Origin of the sequence: Sphingobacterium yanglingense, from assembly GCF_004363245.1 — a bacterium.
Lineage (GTDB): Bacteria > Bacteroidota > Bacteroidia > Sphingobacteriales > Sphingobacteriaceae > Sphingobacterium > Sphingobacterium yanglingense.
This window is the reverse complement of the sequence record NZ_SNYV01000013.1, coordinates 259,718-274,776: the sequence shown is the minus strand read 5'-3', so window position 1 is coordinate 274,776 and position 15,059 is coordinate 259,718. Positions and strand designations below refer to the sequence as shown.

Genomic DNA, 15,059 nt, shown 5'->3' with positions numbered 1-15,059 from the left:
TTTACAACATATGAATAAATATACAATTAATAAAGCATTTGAAAAACACTTCCCTTTTCCCATATGGAAAATAGAAGTGGATTGCTCCAACAATTGTTTGGCTATAGAGTATAGAGATCCTGCAGATACACTTCCTTCATTCAGCGTAATCAATTTTGAAGGAGAGAGCATCCTAGAAAGACACACCACATCTGAAAAAGAATGGACACTGGAGGCGATACAAGACGACTTTCTCATCTTCAAGCGTTTTGGCACATCATCACCTATACAAGCTGGCATCGAGGTATTACACATTCCTAGCCAATCTATCGTATTCAGCTACCGAGAATATGTGTTAAAAGAGGTATACAAGGGTTGGCTCAAAGTAGCGCACAGGTCTATTCCTTCGGGTGTAGATTATTATATAGATTTGAAAACCGGCACTATACATAACGCTGTAGATGAAGTTTTTCAGCTGCCCCACAACACAGTTACCTATCCTATCCCGTTTCAAGGCAAGCTACCCAACTTCACAGAATTGCTTTCATTTGAGGATCAATTGTGGTTACAAACACATCAGGAGATATTCATTTGGTGCTATCATAAAAAAGAGGATGACCACTATAATCTACACTTGAGTCTATCCACTAGGAATGAAATACTTGACAGTAAAATCATACTAAAAGGTCTAGACAGATTAATCCCTCAGCCCTATTTTCAAGTCAAACGTCATATTTTCTTTTTATCAAATACTAAACAAGAAATTGCAACGTATTTAGTATAATTGCAAGCTATGAAGCATAATAAAACTATTAAATCGTATCATAAATTATCGTTTTTATTGGCTTTAGGACTAGGATTAAGCACATTGGCCCCAATTCAGGCTAAGAATATGGCAACCTTAAAGTTGACCATCGCTCCTGATTCTATAGGAAACGAAATTGTAAATGGACAACGGTATGTCGTCCATAAATTGACTCCCCAGGAGACATATTATCAGTTGAGTAGGGTATACGGCGTCCCGGTCAAGGACATCATGAATACCAACAACAAGAAAAACCTACGCGTAGGTGATACTGTAAAAATTCCTAGGGGAAAAGCTATCGCCGAAGAGCAAAAGTCACAGAACAAAAATACGACACCTGAAAAAGTCTCGATAGATCCGCAAGAAGTTACAGAGTACAAAGTAAGTAAGAGCGAAACACTCTATGCTATTTCAAGACGATTCGGAATCTCCGTAGATGACATCAAAAAAGTAAACGGTCTGACTTCAGAAAACCTTAGAGAGGGACAAATCCTAAAGATACCTAACCACGATCTCCCTGAGCCTGAACCCAAAATTGAGGTTCCTGCAGTAGTAGAGGTACCACAAGAGGTCCAAGAGCATCAAGCAATTGATGACTCGATGTTCAAGCCGAATAAATACGGTATCCGTGAAAAAAAAGAACGGGGTATTGGTGTATGGATGGAAAGCTTAGGAGGGGGCGATGGACAGACCAGTCTTGCCTTACATAAGACTGCTCCGATAGGAACTATATTAAAAATTACAAATCCTATGAATCGAAGTGTTACCTTTGCAAAAGTTGTGGGCAAGTTTGGAGACAATCAAGATACGCAAGATGCGATCGTGGTATTATCTAAATCTGTAGCCACTACAATCGGAGCACTGGATAGGAAATTTCAAGTGGAGATCACCTATGGTGTTCCTTTAGAACAAGAGTAGTTTTAAAATAGAGTTATAATAGTGACGAAGGTTATGCAGTTATAGAAGACACCTTAATAGCTTACATCACTTATATAACTTCCGTAACTTTAAAGTAGTAAATGGACAAACCATACGTAATGGGTATCGCTGGTAGCAGCGGGTCGGGAAAGACTTTCTTCTTAAAAAGCTTTTTAGACCATTTTGGACCAGACCAGATTACATTGATTTCGCAGGATGATTATTATTTTCCTGCGAATACCAAAACACAGGAAGAAAACAGACTGTACAACTTTGATGTACCTTCTTCAATCGATAGAGAGGCTTTTTTTAATGACATCAAAGACCTTTTCAACGGTAAAACAATCTACAAACAGGAATACACTTTCAACAACCCAAGCATGAAGCCTAAAATGTTGGAGATAAAACCTGCACCTATTCTTATTGTAGAGGGCCTTTTTATCTTCCATTATCAAGAAATCAATGATCTGTTGAATTACCGTATCTTTTTGGATGCCGATGAAGAGATCGCGCTACAGCGCAGGCTGAAAAGAGATCTTATCGAGCGGGGATATGATCACGATGATGTAATGTACAAATGGATCAACCATGTCGTTCCTTCCTACAACACCTATTTACTCCCTTATAGAGAGAGCTGCGACCGCGTTATTGTAAATAATACAGATGACCCAGCACTCATCAATAATGCGACCAACCTCATTTCAACAGAACTGAAAGAAATATTACAATTCCATTAATTTAAAATCGGTCTAAATAACTATCTTTGCATTATGGAAAGGCATAGTATATTAAGTCCGGAGGAATCGAATATAGCAATTTGCGAATCTCCAAAAGGAATCAATCCCTTTGGAGATTTTTCTTGTTGCGTATTCAAAAAATGCTGTAAGAAGTACAAGAGAGGAAAACGTTGTAAAAAATGTCCTGATCGCTAAGCTCTTATTCTTCGTAGTAATTTAAATCTTTATCAAAGCTCTCCTCGAGTTGCGTCAGTGCAAATATGGCAATCCCAGTCAGCAATAAAAGCGTGACAATCGCCGCAGGTATAATACCCCACACCCCCACAAAATAACCATACAACAGGGTTGAAGGAATCAACGCTCCCCTTACAAAATTAGGCGCTGTCGTAGCTACTGTAGCTCTTAGGTTCGTTCCAAACTGCTCAGCTGCTATCGTCACAAACGTCGCCCAATAACCTACACCGATTCCCATAAAAAACGCCAAAAACATAAACTTGTTCTCCCCTATTCCTTCACTGTTCAAATACCAGAGTGAGGAGATCAAGATTAGTATCTGACATAGAAAAACAACCTTTTTTCGAGATTTCAACCATTGCGACAAAAGGCCTGCTATAAAATCACCAACGGAGATACCAAGATAGGTAAACATCACTCCCTTTCCCGCGCTTAATGTCGTTGTAGCTCCAAGGGCCGCTCCTATCTCCGGAGCCTGCGTAACCAAGACACCGACCACAAACCAAATAGGCAGACCTATCCCTAGGCAGTAAAAATAACGCTTTATACGCTCAGGATGTGAAAACAGCAATTTCAAACTTCCTTTTTGGACATGGGTACTTTCTACGGCCTGCGCAAAAAGACCGGATTCAAAAGTACCAACCCGCATCATTAAAAGGAGAATTCCCATTCCACCGCCTACGAAATAAGCTGTGCGCCAATCGAACCATTCAGAGACAAAATAAGCAAGTATAGCTCCTAATACTCCTACCCCTGCGACCAGCATTGTACCGTACCCCCGCTTGCTACGGTGCATCGATTCGCTTACCAGGGTAATACCTGCACCCAGCTCGCCGGCCAGACCTATACCTGCAATAAATCGAACCACAGCATAGGTTGTTACATCGTGGACAAAACCATTATAAATATTGGCTAAGGAATACAACAATATAGAGCCAAATAATACTTTGATACGTCCATATTTATCCGCAATTACTCCCCATATCAACCCACCTAATAGCAAACCGCCCATTTGCATATTCAATACAAATTCGCCCTTCACCCGCATCAGTTCTTCGGGTACACCAATATCCTGAAAGGAGCGCACACGAACAATAGAAAAAATGATTAAATCATAGATATCTACAAAATACCCCAATGAAGCGACCATAATCAACAACCAGGTATTCTTACTACTATTGGAATGCATAAAAGGTATTTTTATTATGTTCTAAAAAACGGTGGTAACAAGTTAAGTCACAAAACGGTTAAATTTGATGTAATTTACTACAGAATTTCATTTTACACAACATATTATCTCCATTTGAATATTTAAACTATATTTAATCGTACTTTTGTTAGTATGAAGTTAAATCCGTCTTCACTTAAATGGTTGCTTAGATTCTATCCCCCTTTCTTTTTTCAAAGAATATGGGTAAAGCAGGTTCACAGAGACTTCAAAGGAATCGATGTCAAGATCCATAAAAGCTTCCTAAATGTCAACTCCAACAAAACTGTATTTGGGGGTACTATATTCACGGCGCTAGACCCCGTACATTCCATCCTATTAGATCAGATATTTCAGGCAAACGGCTTAAAGAAAACCGTCGCCTGGCTAAAATCTGCACGCATCGAATACTTAAAACCCGGAAGAACAGATTTGCAATATTCGCTTTATTTAGCAGATGAGGACGTCGAAGAAGCTTTTGATGAGATCAAAAGAAAAGGGAAGGTCGTAAAAACATTTACAACCGCAGTATTTGACAAAAACGGTATCAAGTGTGCCATCTGTCACAACGAGATATACATCCGAAACTTAGACTTCGTCTTGAAAAGAGAAAACAATCCGACTACATTAGAACAAACTTTATAACAAACCGATCCGCAGACTGCGGGTCATAACGAAATGCTATACACATGAAAAAAATCTTCTATTTACTATCCGCAAGCACAATTCTATTGGGCTCATGCCAGCAGCAGGCGACCAAAGAAGCTGTCAAGCATCAGCAACTTGCCGAAGAAGCGATCATGGTCCATGATGAGATCATGCCTCAGATTGCCCATTTTGATAAAACGACCGTCAAAATAGATTCAATTTTAGAAAACTTGGGGCAAGTCCTGATCAAAGACCCAAAAGCAGATACAGCTACTATCAGAATCGATCTTATCACTTTGAAAAGCAACCTTGAAGCAGCTACAGAAAATATGATGACTTGGATGAAAGAATATAATCCAGATAGTACAGCAGTCACTTATCAAGAAGCTGAGATCCAGAAGATAAAAGCAATGAAAAAACAATTTGAAGACGTCTCTTTAGAGAGCAACAAAAAATTGGGTAAACTTTAATTTATACCATGATTAGAACTTTATTTTGTACTGCGGCATGTGTATTCACACTTGCGTCCTGTCAGTCTACAGCCAAAAAACTCCCCATCATTGGCGAACGCGAAGTCGTTCAAAAGGAAATAGACGGCAAGATGGTAACTGATACCATCTATCCTACAATACCTCGTTTCGAATTTTTGAATCAGGATAGCGTTATGCTGTCCGACAAGTTTTTTGATAATAAAATCTATGTCGCCAATTTTTTCTTTACACATTGCCCAAGCATCTGCCCGACAATGCAAAGAAACCTTCTAAAGGCGTACGAGAAATACAAAAACGACAAGCGGATTGCTTTCCTTTCCCATAGTATCGACTTTAAATACGACCAACCTCATGTTTTAAAATCATATGCGACCAAACTAGGTGTGGACAATGATCAGTGGCAGTTTGTAAATGGTTCGAAAGCCGCAATATATGGTTTATCGGACAAGTACCTGGTGTTTACTAAAGAAGATCCCAATGTACCCGGTGGATACGACCATTCCGGATATCTGGTACTCATAGACCATGATAAGAGAATCCGAGGAGCCTATGATGGAACCAATAATGAAGAAGTAGAAAAACTTTTAACAGATATTGATATACTCCTTCAAGAGTACAAATAATATGCGCTTATTAAACATTTTCGCAATTCTAGGCATGACGATATTGAGCTTAGCCCACTTAGCGTCATGCCATTCCAATCTGAATATAGAAACAGCTCAATACGCGGTCAATGGCCAGAAACTTTATATGACCAATTGTCAAAACTGTCATGGAGCAAAAGGAGAAGGCCTCGGCAAACTCTATCCACCGCTAACGGATGCTAAATTTTTCGAGGAAAACAGAGCACAGCTAAGTTGCATCGTACGTCATGGCATGCAGGGTGAAATCACCGTAAACGGTCAAACCTTTAATGAAAAGATGCCAGCTAACCCACAGCTGAGCGAACTTGATATTGCCTATATCTTAACCTATATCACGACCAATTTTGCAAAGAGTGACTCCATCTATTCCCATGAGGAAGTACAGAAAGCACTAAAAGATTGTAAGTAGATAACAGTAGATTGCCAGATACACGAATCGACGACAGTCTATAATCGAATGATTTATAATATTTTTCTAGAAATAAAGAATAAAAAAAAAGGTTTTCAAACGGGGAGAATGAAAACCTTTACTAACCAATTATAAACCTAAATTATGATACTACAAAGATAAGTGTCAATACGACACCTGTCAAGACCTTTCCTAAGAATTAACAATTTCTTAACACAAGCCTTATCAATCGGCCTTCCCTACTTCGCATTCCACTCTTAAGAAACATACTTTTATAACAAAATTTTGACATTTTTATCGGTTTTCAATCAGTACATTTGCAACCGAATGAACGTTCAATTTACAGATAAGATAGAGTGTATCTTCAAGCATACACTAGCACTCATCAAAGAAAATGGGTTTCATGGAACCCCGATGAGTATGATTGCCAAGAATTCGGATGTAGCCATTGGCACTATTTATCATTATTTTCCATCCAAGGAAAACTTGATCCTTGAGCTTTTTAGCTACTGCCGAAAGAAAATCAATGCTTTTATATTTGATGACCTGGCGGAGGACTTATCCTACCAAGAACAGTTTGCCATAGTATTGGAGCGCTTTTGCAAATTTCAGATCAACAACACAGATATATTCAGCTTTCTAGAGCAGTTTCACAACTCCCCTTTCAATGATCTCGCCCATGATAAACAGAAAGTCGGAGGCTGTGATGAAAACAATGTGATTACCTTTTTGTTGAAAGGTATGGAAACAAATAATCTTAGAAAAATTGATGTCCATGTCATGGCCTCAGCGTACATTGGAGCGGCAGTAACATTTTCAAAGTCTGTGATTTACCAAAAAATTAAATACGACAAACAACATCTCGATGAGTTAATAGAAATTATTTGGAACGGTGTAAAACAATAATATGAATATGAATTATAATTTTAGGAAGATAGTATCTGTTGCCTTTCTAGCTATTGCTGGCTGTAGTGTCTCACTTGCACAGCAATCAGACCTTGGCAGCAATGCAACATTAGATGATCTGATCAATTACGCTTTACGTAATAAGATTGAGATCAAACAAGCACAGATCGACAAGGAAATTGGCGAACGGGAAATTGCATCTGCTCTATCAGGGTGGTTTCCACAGATCAATGCCAATGGAAGTATCGCACACTCCATGCAATTGCCTACGACCAACTTTAATGGTACTAACGTCGCATTGGGACAACGTAATACCAGTGCTTTAACTTTTCAAGCCGATCAGGCACTGATCAGTCCACAGCTCTTTCAAGCATCGAAGGCTGCTAAGTATGTACGTCAACAAAATAACCTTAATGAAGAGTCTACAAAAATCAATACAGTAGTCGATGTCAGCAAGGCTTATTATGATATATTGACCAGTGAAGAGCAAATTAAAATCATCAACGAAAATATCCTGAGACTAGAACGTCAACATACCGAAGCTAATGCCCGTTATGAGGTTGGACTAGTGGACAAGACGGACTTTAAAAGAGCACAGATATCCTTAAACAATGCAAAAGCAGATTTAAAGTCGGCTTCCGAAAACCGTAAATACAAATACGACTATTTAAAAATGTTGTTGGCTATCCCTAATGAACGTCCACTTTCCTTATCTTTCATCAATCAAAGTCTAGAAAGTAATATTCTATTGGATACCACAGAATTGCTTCAAATAGCAAACAGAGTTGAATTCAAGAAATTGGAAAACCTTAAGGATATCCAACGGTTGAATACGCAATATCAAAAGTGGAATTACTTACCAAAAGTAAACGCCTATGCCAACTATGCTTTAAACTATAGGAACAACAAGTTTTCAGACCTTTATACAGATAACTTCCCAGGATCTAGTGTAGGATTGACTTTATCCCTCCCTATTTTTACCGGAACCAAGAGAATCCAGGAGATTAAAAAATCGGAATTACAAGAAGAGCGTATCACACTTGACCTACAGAATCTAGAAAACCAGATTAGCACAGAATACTCTGCTGCGATGGCTGGTTACCGTGCCAACATGAACGAATGGCGCAACTCTAAAGATAATATGGAGCTCTCAGAAGAAGTCTACAATACGATCAAATTACAGTACGATGCCGGTGTAAAAACTTACCTGGAACTGATGACTGCTGAGACAGACCTGAAGACATCACAGCTCAACTACTTAAATTCACTGTATGCCGTATTGTCTAGCAAACTAGATATACAGAAAGCATTAGGCACAGTAGAAATCAACTAATATAACAACCTTAATAACAGAAAAAATACAACGTCATGAATAGAAATCAATTACTTTCAGCCTTACTTATCGGTTCTGGATTATTATGGCAATCCTGCGGTGGGTCCAAAGACAATAAGCCTAAGGGTGGTGCACCAGGGCAACAAGCCGAAATGGCAATGCCCGTTTCTACGGCTATCGTTGGTAAAGAAATTGTATCGGGCTTAAAAAGTTACCCAGCCAGTGTCGTGCCTCTACAGGAGACCGAAATCAGAGCTGAGGTAACAGGATATATCACTAATATTTTTGTTGCCGATGGAGCTTTTGTGAGCAAAGGCCAACGCCTTTATGAAATTGATCGCGTACGCTATCAAGCCGCCGTGGATCAAGCAAAAGCGAGTTTAGAAATAGCAAAAGCTAACCTCGATCGCGTACAAAAAGATTTACAGCGCTACCAAACCCTAGCGGAGAAAGATGCGATTGCAAAGCAGACATTAGATTACGCAACTACGGATGTAAATAATCAACGCGCACAAGTACAAGCTGCCGAGGCGGCCTTGACTACAGCACGGACCAACCTACAACGTTCGACCATAGTAGCACCATTCTCTGGCAACATCGGGATCTCACAGGTACGTAATGGCGCATTAGTCAACGCAGGAACTACACTTTTGAATACCGTATCATCTACCAATCCGATTGCGGTTGAGTTTCAGATCAATGAAAAAGAAATCCCTGAGTTCACAAAATTGCAAGCAGGCAATGCATCCACTCAAATCTACGCATCTATGCCAGATGGTAGCCGCTACGAAGAAAGTGGACGTATCGTCACGATTGATAGAGCCGTAGACAGTCAGACCGGAACATTGAAAGTGAGAGCTTCATTTGCTAATAGTGCAAACGCACTAAGAGCGGGCATGAACACTACATTAAATGTAGAGAGTACATCGACACAAGAAGAAATGGTCATCCCTTACAAAGCTGTCTTTGAGCAATTGGGGGTATTCAACGTATATACTGTCAATGATAGTAGCAAAGTTGAGCTTAAGCAGATTGTACTCGGTCACAAGCTAGCAGACAAAGTTGTAGTGACTTCAGGTCTGGAAACTGGTCAGAAGATTGTTGTCGATGGAGCGGCATCACTAAGACCAGGAGCTAAAGTTGCCGAGAACAATGCAGAGAATAAACAAAAATAATTGCCAGACGCTAAATAAATAATAATGATATCAGAAGTATTTATTAAAAGGCCCGTTACGGCGATGGTTATATCCATCTTGATCACCATTATTGGGGTGATTGCCGTATCCACATTGCCTATCAGTCAATATCCCTCTATCGCTCCTCCGACCGTTACCGTAACGGCCAACTATACGGGAGCCGATGCACAGACCGTCGAACAGACGGTTACCACACCTATTGAGAGTCAGATCAACGGTACACCCGGAATGATTTATATGTCCTCCAATAGTACGTCCAATGGTCAGGCGCAGATCACAGTCACCTTTGAAGTAGGTACAGACATTGACATTGCAACCCTGGATGTACAAAACCGTGTTGGTATTGCCGAACCTTCCTTACCCGAAGCCGTACGTCGACTAGGTGTGACCACCCGTAAAGCGAATACCGACATCCTGATGTTGGTATCTCTAGTATCTCCAAAAGGAAGTAGAGATGATAAATTCTTATCCAATTACGCCAACCTTTATATTAAAGATGCGATCATGCGTGTCAAAGGTGTAGGGGATGTCACCGCATTTGGGCAACCTTTCTCGATGCGTGTATGGTTAGATGCCAACAAACTTGCGAACCTTAAGATGACACCATCCGATGTTTCTGCTGCTATAGCAGAACAGAACATCCGTATTCCTGGTGGATCCGTAGGTGGCAAGCCACAAGAGTCATCGACAGTATTTGAATACCCTGTAATTACAGACTCAGATCTTTCAGATGTTGAAGATTTTAAAAACATTGTCGTTAAGACCAATCAAGACGGTTCTATCGTATTATTAAGCGAGGTAGCCCGCGTAGAACTGGGACAGTTTAACTATGGAACTTCCACCAAGGTAAACGGGATGGTATCTACGGGTATGATGATCAGTCAGACCCCAGGAGGTAATGCGGTAGAAACTGCAGAAGGAATATTCGCATCCTTAGAGAAGTTGAAACAATCCTTTCCCGAAGATGTCGATTATGTCATAGGTTATGAAACCGTATCCGTAGTTAATGCCTCTATTGAATCTGTTATCCACACACTAATTGAAGCGCTACTATTAGTAACTATCGTTGTTTTCTTCTTCCTTCAAAGCTGGAGAGCAACGTTAATCCCTGTATTAGCCATTCCAGTATCTATCGTCGGAACATTCATTTTCTTCTTGATGTTCGGATTCTCTGTCAACAACCTTACCATGCTTGCCTTTGTACTCGCTATCGGTATCGTTGTGGATGATGCCATCGTTGTGGTGGAAGCGGTACAGCACTATATCGACCATTATAAAATGAGTGCAAAAGATGCGACTATGCGTGCCATGAAAGACATTACGGCTCCTGTAATCGCTATTGCCTTGATCTTGGCAGCGGTATTCGTTCCTGTAGGTTTCATCCCAGGGATGGTAGGTAAATTGTACCAACAGTTTGCGATTACGATTGCGGTATCCGTTATGCTTTCCGCTTTCATAGCTTTGACATTGACGCCCGCATTATGTTCGATTATGCTAAAGCCGACTGCGGTAACCAAAGACTCTAAAGGTCTAAATCAATTCTTCTACAAATTCAACGTTTGGTTTGAAAAAGTCACTTATTCCTATTCTAGAGGAGTAAAGAAAGCAATCAAAGCAACACCACTTGTATTAGTTGTACTCCTTTGTATTTTTATCGGTACCGGCTGGATGTTTACAGCCAAGCCAACAGGATTTATTCCTTCTGAAGACGGCGGTATGTTCTTTGCCGGTATTACCCTTCCAGAAGGTTCATCTTCAGCACGTACAGATGCCGTATTAGATGAGTTGGAAAAAGAATTCATGAAAGAGTTCCCAGAAATCAAGTACGTTACATCCATCTCTGGTATCAACATCTTAAATAGAGCATTCAAACCCAATGGAGCAACACTATTCGTATCGTTGAAACCTTGGAAAGACCGCAAGCGTACCGTCAATGAAATTACAGGTGCGATTATGCAGAAGTATGCTCAATATACCAAAGCCAGAGTATTAGCCGTTACACCGCCAGCGATTCCTGGTCTAGGTGCATCTGGTGGTTTCTCCTTACAGATACAGGATTTACAAACGGTAGACATCAAACAATTCGAGGCTACAGTAGGTAAGTTCTTAATGGCAGCCAACCAGCGTCCAGAAATCGGCATGGCCTATACCCTATTTAACTCCAATTCGCCAAACTACAAATTGGAAGTAAACAGAGAGCAGGCTAAACGTATGGGTGTTCCTATCTCTAGTATATACTCGACCATATCTGCTTATCTAGGTAGTAGCTATGTCAACGACTTCACCAAGTACGGCCGTAATTTCCGTGTCGTAACACAGGCGGATGTAGAATACCGTATGGGAATCGATGATATCAATAAGCTTTATGTCAACAACGTAAAAGGACAACCAGTACCTATGGGCGCCTTAGTAAGTTATGAATTGGTCACTATGCCATCCCTTATCAATCACTACAATATCTTTAGAGCGATTGATATATCCGGAGGTGCTGCACCAGGCTACAGTTCTGGTGATGTGATCAAGGCACTAGAAGAAGTCGCTGCTCAGACCTTACCGACTGGATATGACTATCAGTTCTCCGGACTGACGTTACAGGAAAAACAATCAGGTTCAAAAACAATACAGATTTTTGCATTGTGTATTCTCTTTGTATTCCTACTTCTAGCATCTCTTTATGAGAGTTGGTCCGTACCATTCTCCATTCTTCTTTCGGTTCCGTTAGGCGTATTTGGAGCGATACTAACATTGATGTTTATTCCTCAGCTTGACAATAACATCTTTGCACAGATTGGTCTAGTCACCATCATTGGTCTAGCCGCCAAAAACGCGATTCTGATTGTAGAGTTTGCCAAAGAACGTGTAGACATCGGTATGAATTTAATCGAAGCAACCTTGGATGCTGTGAAGCTCCGTCTACGTCCGATTATCATGACATCACTTGCATTTATCTTGGGTATTATTCCTTTGATGCTTTCTACAGGTGCTGGTGCTGTGTCCCGTCAGACTATCGGCTGGACCGTATTTGGAGGGATGACCGCAGCGACATTCTTAGCCATCTTTATCGTGCCAGTGCTATTTGTGGTTATCACACGATTAGCTTACGGAAAGAAAAAATTAGCTGAATTAGAAGCTGGTTTTGACGAAGAAAAGAAAAAGCAATTGAGTGCGCATTAATACGCGATCTCATTTTCAATAACAATAAAGGCCAGTACAAATGTACTGGCCTTTGTTGTTATATTAAAAGATCCCCATCATAGCCTAAAAGGCAGTTGCATTTTTTATCGGATTATGCTTCAGTAGAGCTTCGATATCATAGCGATCGACCACCCCTTTTATAGCATGGAGATGGCGCTCATGATGCATATCAGTTCCTACAAAATCGTACATTCCCTCTTTAATAAGTCTTGATGCAGCAAGCTTTACCTGACTACCATAATATCCCGAAATAGCCAACACATTCAACTGAAGGAGGCAGCCCATTTCTTTAATCAATTTATATTGGTTAAAATCCTGATGGTAATAATTATAGCGCTCCGGATGAGCCAAAACAGGAAAATATCCTTCACTCTGCAGTCTATATATTACCTCTAAAAGCATATTAGATTCAGCTAGATAAGACATCTCTATCAGTACATACTTATTAGGCAATGCACACAGCCTGTTATGATCTAGAATATTCAAGAAACCGTCGTCAATCATATACTCGGCCGAGTGACCGATGGAGAATTCTATACCTCTCCCCCCCAACTCTTTAATCAGTTTATTCGATGCTGCAGCAATATCCTCAGCTGTATTATCATACAAACCTGTAATAATATGTGGAGTCGCTATACACCGATCTATACCGAGGTCCTTCAATCCCTGAATCAAGACCAGTGAATCGGCAATGGTTTTGGCACCATCATCTATACCAGGCAGCACATGATTATGCATATCACATCCCAACCAGGCTAATTTGCCCTTCACTTTCTCTTTATCTTTTTTAAAGATCTTATCCCATAACGACATACAAAAGCTCTTTTAGTCCATCGTCAGATCAGATGTTGAGCGATGGTTATTCCCCAACAATTTATGCAGTCAAAACCCAATCCGTAAAATCAACGTCTCTAGGTAAATTCAACTTTCGTCGAATTCTATACTTCCTATTTTCCACTGACCGAATAGAGTCTCCGCGGTAATAAGCAACTTCTTTCGTCGTATACCCTAGTTTTGTATACGCACAAACCTCCAGCTCGGCCAAATTCAAGGGAGTTTCGGCTTTCTTTCCTACACATTCGGCAAAGTCTCTAAAGAGTTGCTTAAACTTTTTCATAAACAATGGATCATTATTTTCTGCCATTTTTTTCAGATCACTGATATACTCTACCGGTGCAGCTTTTAACTCCACCACCGACTCCTTATCCGTAGCATCGTAATACGACGTTTCTAAAGCATTTGGCGACGCAATCGACCATTCCACCGATTCATTGGGCTCAATCTCTTTTTCAAGAGCTGATTCAACTATTTTGCCATAACGGCACAAATATACCGAGGCTCCAATAGCAGCTCCGATAATCAAAAACGCCAATCCTCCGAAAGCCATTATTCCCTTATCATCCTTAATAACAGCAGTATTCCCGAAATCGTAATAATTACTCTCTACAAATGCTATCCGCACCAATTCCTGACTGTTTAGCTGCACCTTGGATAGCTGATATTCACGCAGATATTGTGCAGACACATCAGGGAGCCCTTGCTTTACCTTCAAAAGAACCAAATTATAATATGCCAATGTCTTATAATAAGCATCATGTCCCGTTTTTGTAAGAGACAACGTATAATTCAACCATTTCTCGACCTTGTCATAAGCACTATTCCCTGCCAAAAAATGAATGTACTTGAACAACAGGAAATAATCATCGTCTTCTACCTTCTCTTCGTTTATTTGAGCTATTCCTTGTAAGAACACTTCATCCGCCTCTATTGTTTTGTGCGATAGCGCATTAGCGAGGGCATGACTGGTTATGCCAATTGATTCACTTAGCCTAGACTCCTCCACTTTTTCATCAATCGACCGATAGTTTTCATATGCACTGGAATACCATTTTTGCTGTTCTTCAACAGAAGACTTTAATCCTGCAATCGATGCATCAATCAAACAGGAATAAAAGAATTTCCTATTATTATCGGACAATCCAGCAGTCAGTTCGGACGCTCTCTTCAAGACATCCAAAAGATATTCACTTACCCCGATTTCTTTAAAAATATAACTATCTACTATTGCAAAATCCTTAATCCTATCCTTATTGATCAAGGATTTCGCTAACAGCGAGCGATAATCTTCCGATTTCAACAACTCCTTATTTCTATCGACATCAAACAAAAAGTCAAATGCATTTTGTTCAACAATCCCGCCCCTTCCTGTCTCAAGGGATTCAATAGGTACCTGCTCCCTTTTTTCGGAATAATCCTCCTTCATTACAGAATCAGCACCGTTGGCGGTGATATTGGAGGTAAAAAATAATAAAAAGGGCACTAATGGTAAAAGATGCTTAGCAAATAATAAATTCATT

14 protein-coding genes are annotated in these 15,059 nt (G+C 40.1%); 11 read left to right on the top strand and 3 right to left on the bottom strand.

The window, feature by feature from the left end; all coding sequences use genetic code 11:
- The first annotated feature begins 10 nt into the window (after window positions 1-10).
- From CLV99_RS09540 to CLV99_RS09530, 3 genes are all read left to right on the top strand, one after another.
- Window positions 11-763, top strand: coding sequence for a hypothetical protein (locus CLV99_RS09540; protein WP_133584279.1), 753 nt, complete (start codon window positions 11-13; stop codon window positions 761-763).
- Window positions 764-772: 9 nt separating this feature from the next.
- Window positions 773-1,702 carry a septal ring lytic transglycosylase RlpA family protein gene (locus CLV99_RS09535; protein WP_133584278.1) on the top strand — a complete coding sequence of 310 codons (930 nt, stop codon included), beginning with the start codon at window positions 773-775 and terminating at the stop codon, window positions 1,700-1,702.
- A 101-nt stretch (window positions 1,703-1,803) separates the two neighbouring features.
- Window positions 1,804-2,439 carry a uridine kinase family protein gene (locus CLV99_RS09530; protein ID WP_133584277.1) on the top strand — a complete coding sequence of 212 codons (636 nt, stop codon included), beginning with the start codon at window positions 1,804-1,806 and terminating at the stop codon, window positions 2,437-2,439.
- Window positions 2,440-2,638: 199 nt separating this feature from the next.
- Here CLV99_RS09530 and CLV99_RS09525 read toward each other — a convergent pair whose 3' ends face one another.
- Window positions 2,639-3,862 (bottom strand): MFS transporter, encoded by a 1,224-nt coding sequence (locus CLV99_RS09525; protein ID WP_133584276.1) that lies wholly within the window; start codon window positions 3,860-3,862, stop codon window positions 2,639-2,641.
- 153 nt (window positions 3,863-4,015) lie between these two features.
- On the opposite strand from CLV99_RS09525, the gene CLV99_RS09520 reads away from it, so the two are divergent.
- The 8 genes from CLV99_RS09520 to CLV99_RS09485 all read left to right on the top strand — a co-directional run bounded on the left by CLV99_RS09520 (window position 4,016) and on the right by CLV99_RS09485 (window position 12,681).
- A complete protein-coding gene (locus CLV99_RS09520; protein WP_133584275.1) occupies window positions 4,016-4,525 on the top strand; it encodes a DUF4442 domain-containing protein in 510 nt (169 codons plus the stop codon).
- Between the two features lie 44 nt (window positions 4,526-4,569).
- Window positions 4,570-4,998 (top strand): transposase, encoded by a 429-nt coding sequence (locus CLV99_RS09515; protein WP_133584274.1) that lies wholly within the window; start codon window positions 4,570-4,572, stop codon window positions 4,996-4,998.
- 8 nt (window positions 4,999-5,006) lie between these two features.
- A complete protein-coding gene (locus CLV99_RS09510; protein WP_133584273.1) occupies window positions 5,007-5,642 on the top strand; it encodes an SCO family protein in 636 nt (211 codons plus the stop codon).
- Between the two features lies 1 nt (window position 5,643).
- Entirely contained in the window at window positions 5,644-6,072 is a 429-nt protein-coding gene (locus CLV99_RS09505) for a c-type cytochrome (RefSeq protein WP_246032727.1), read from the top strand.
- A 327-nt stretch (window positions 6,073-6,399) separates the two neighbouring features.
- Entirely contained in the window at window positions 6,400-6,978 is a 579-nt protein-coding gene (locus CLV99_RS09500; protein ID WP_133584272.1) for a TetR/AcrR family transcriptional regulator, read from the top strand.
- Between the two features lies 1 nt (window position 6,979).
- The gene (locus CLV99_RS09495) at window positions 6,980-8,311 is read left to right on the top strand and encodes a TolC family protein (RefSeq protein WP_133584271.1); all 1,332 of its coding nucleotides are present in this window, start codon (window positions 6,980-6,982) and stop codon (window positions 8,309-8,311) included.
- A gap of 35 nt (window positions 8,312-8,346) precedes the next feature.
- On the top strand, window positions 8,347-9,486 hold the full coding sequence (locus tag CLV99_RS09490) for an efflux RND transporter periplasmic adaptor subunit (RefSeq protein WP_133584270.1): 1,140 nt from the start codon (window positions 8,347-8,349) through the stop codon (window positions 9,484-9,486).
- 24 nt (window positions 9,487-9,510) lie between these two features.
- A complete protein-coding gene (locus tag CLV99_RS09485; protein ID WP_133584269.1) occupies window positions 9,511-12,681 on the top strand; it encodes an efflux RND transporter permease subunit in 3,171 nt (1,056 codons plus the stop codon).
- Between the two features lie 84 nt (window positions 12,682-12,765).
- On the opposite strand, the gene CLV99_RS09480 is transcribed toward CLV99_RS09485, so the two are convergent.
- Both CLV99_RS09480 and CLV99_RS09475 read right to left on the bottom strand, forming a co-directional pair.
- Window positions 12,766-13,515, bottom strand: a complete 750-nt coding sequence (locus tag CLV99_RS09480; RefSeq protein ID WP_133584268.1) for a tyrosine-protein phosphatase — start codon at window positions 13,513-13,515, stop codon at window positions 12,766-12,768.
- A 61-nt stretch (window positions 13,516-13,576) separates the two neighbouring features.
- On the bottom strand, window positions 13,577-15,058 hold the full coding sequence (locus tag CLV99_RS09475; RefSeq protein ID WP_133584267.1) for a helix-turn-helix transcriptional regulator: 1,482 nt from the start codon (window positions 15,056-15,058) through the stop codon (window positions 13,577-13,579).
- Between the last annotated feature and the right edge of the window lies 1 nt (window position 15,059).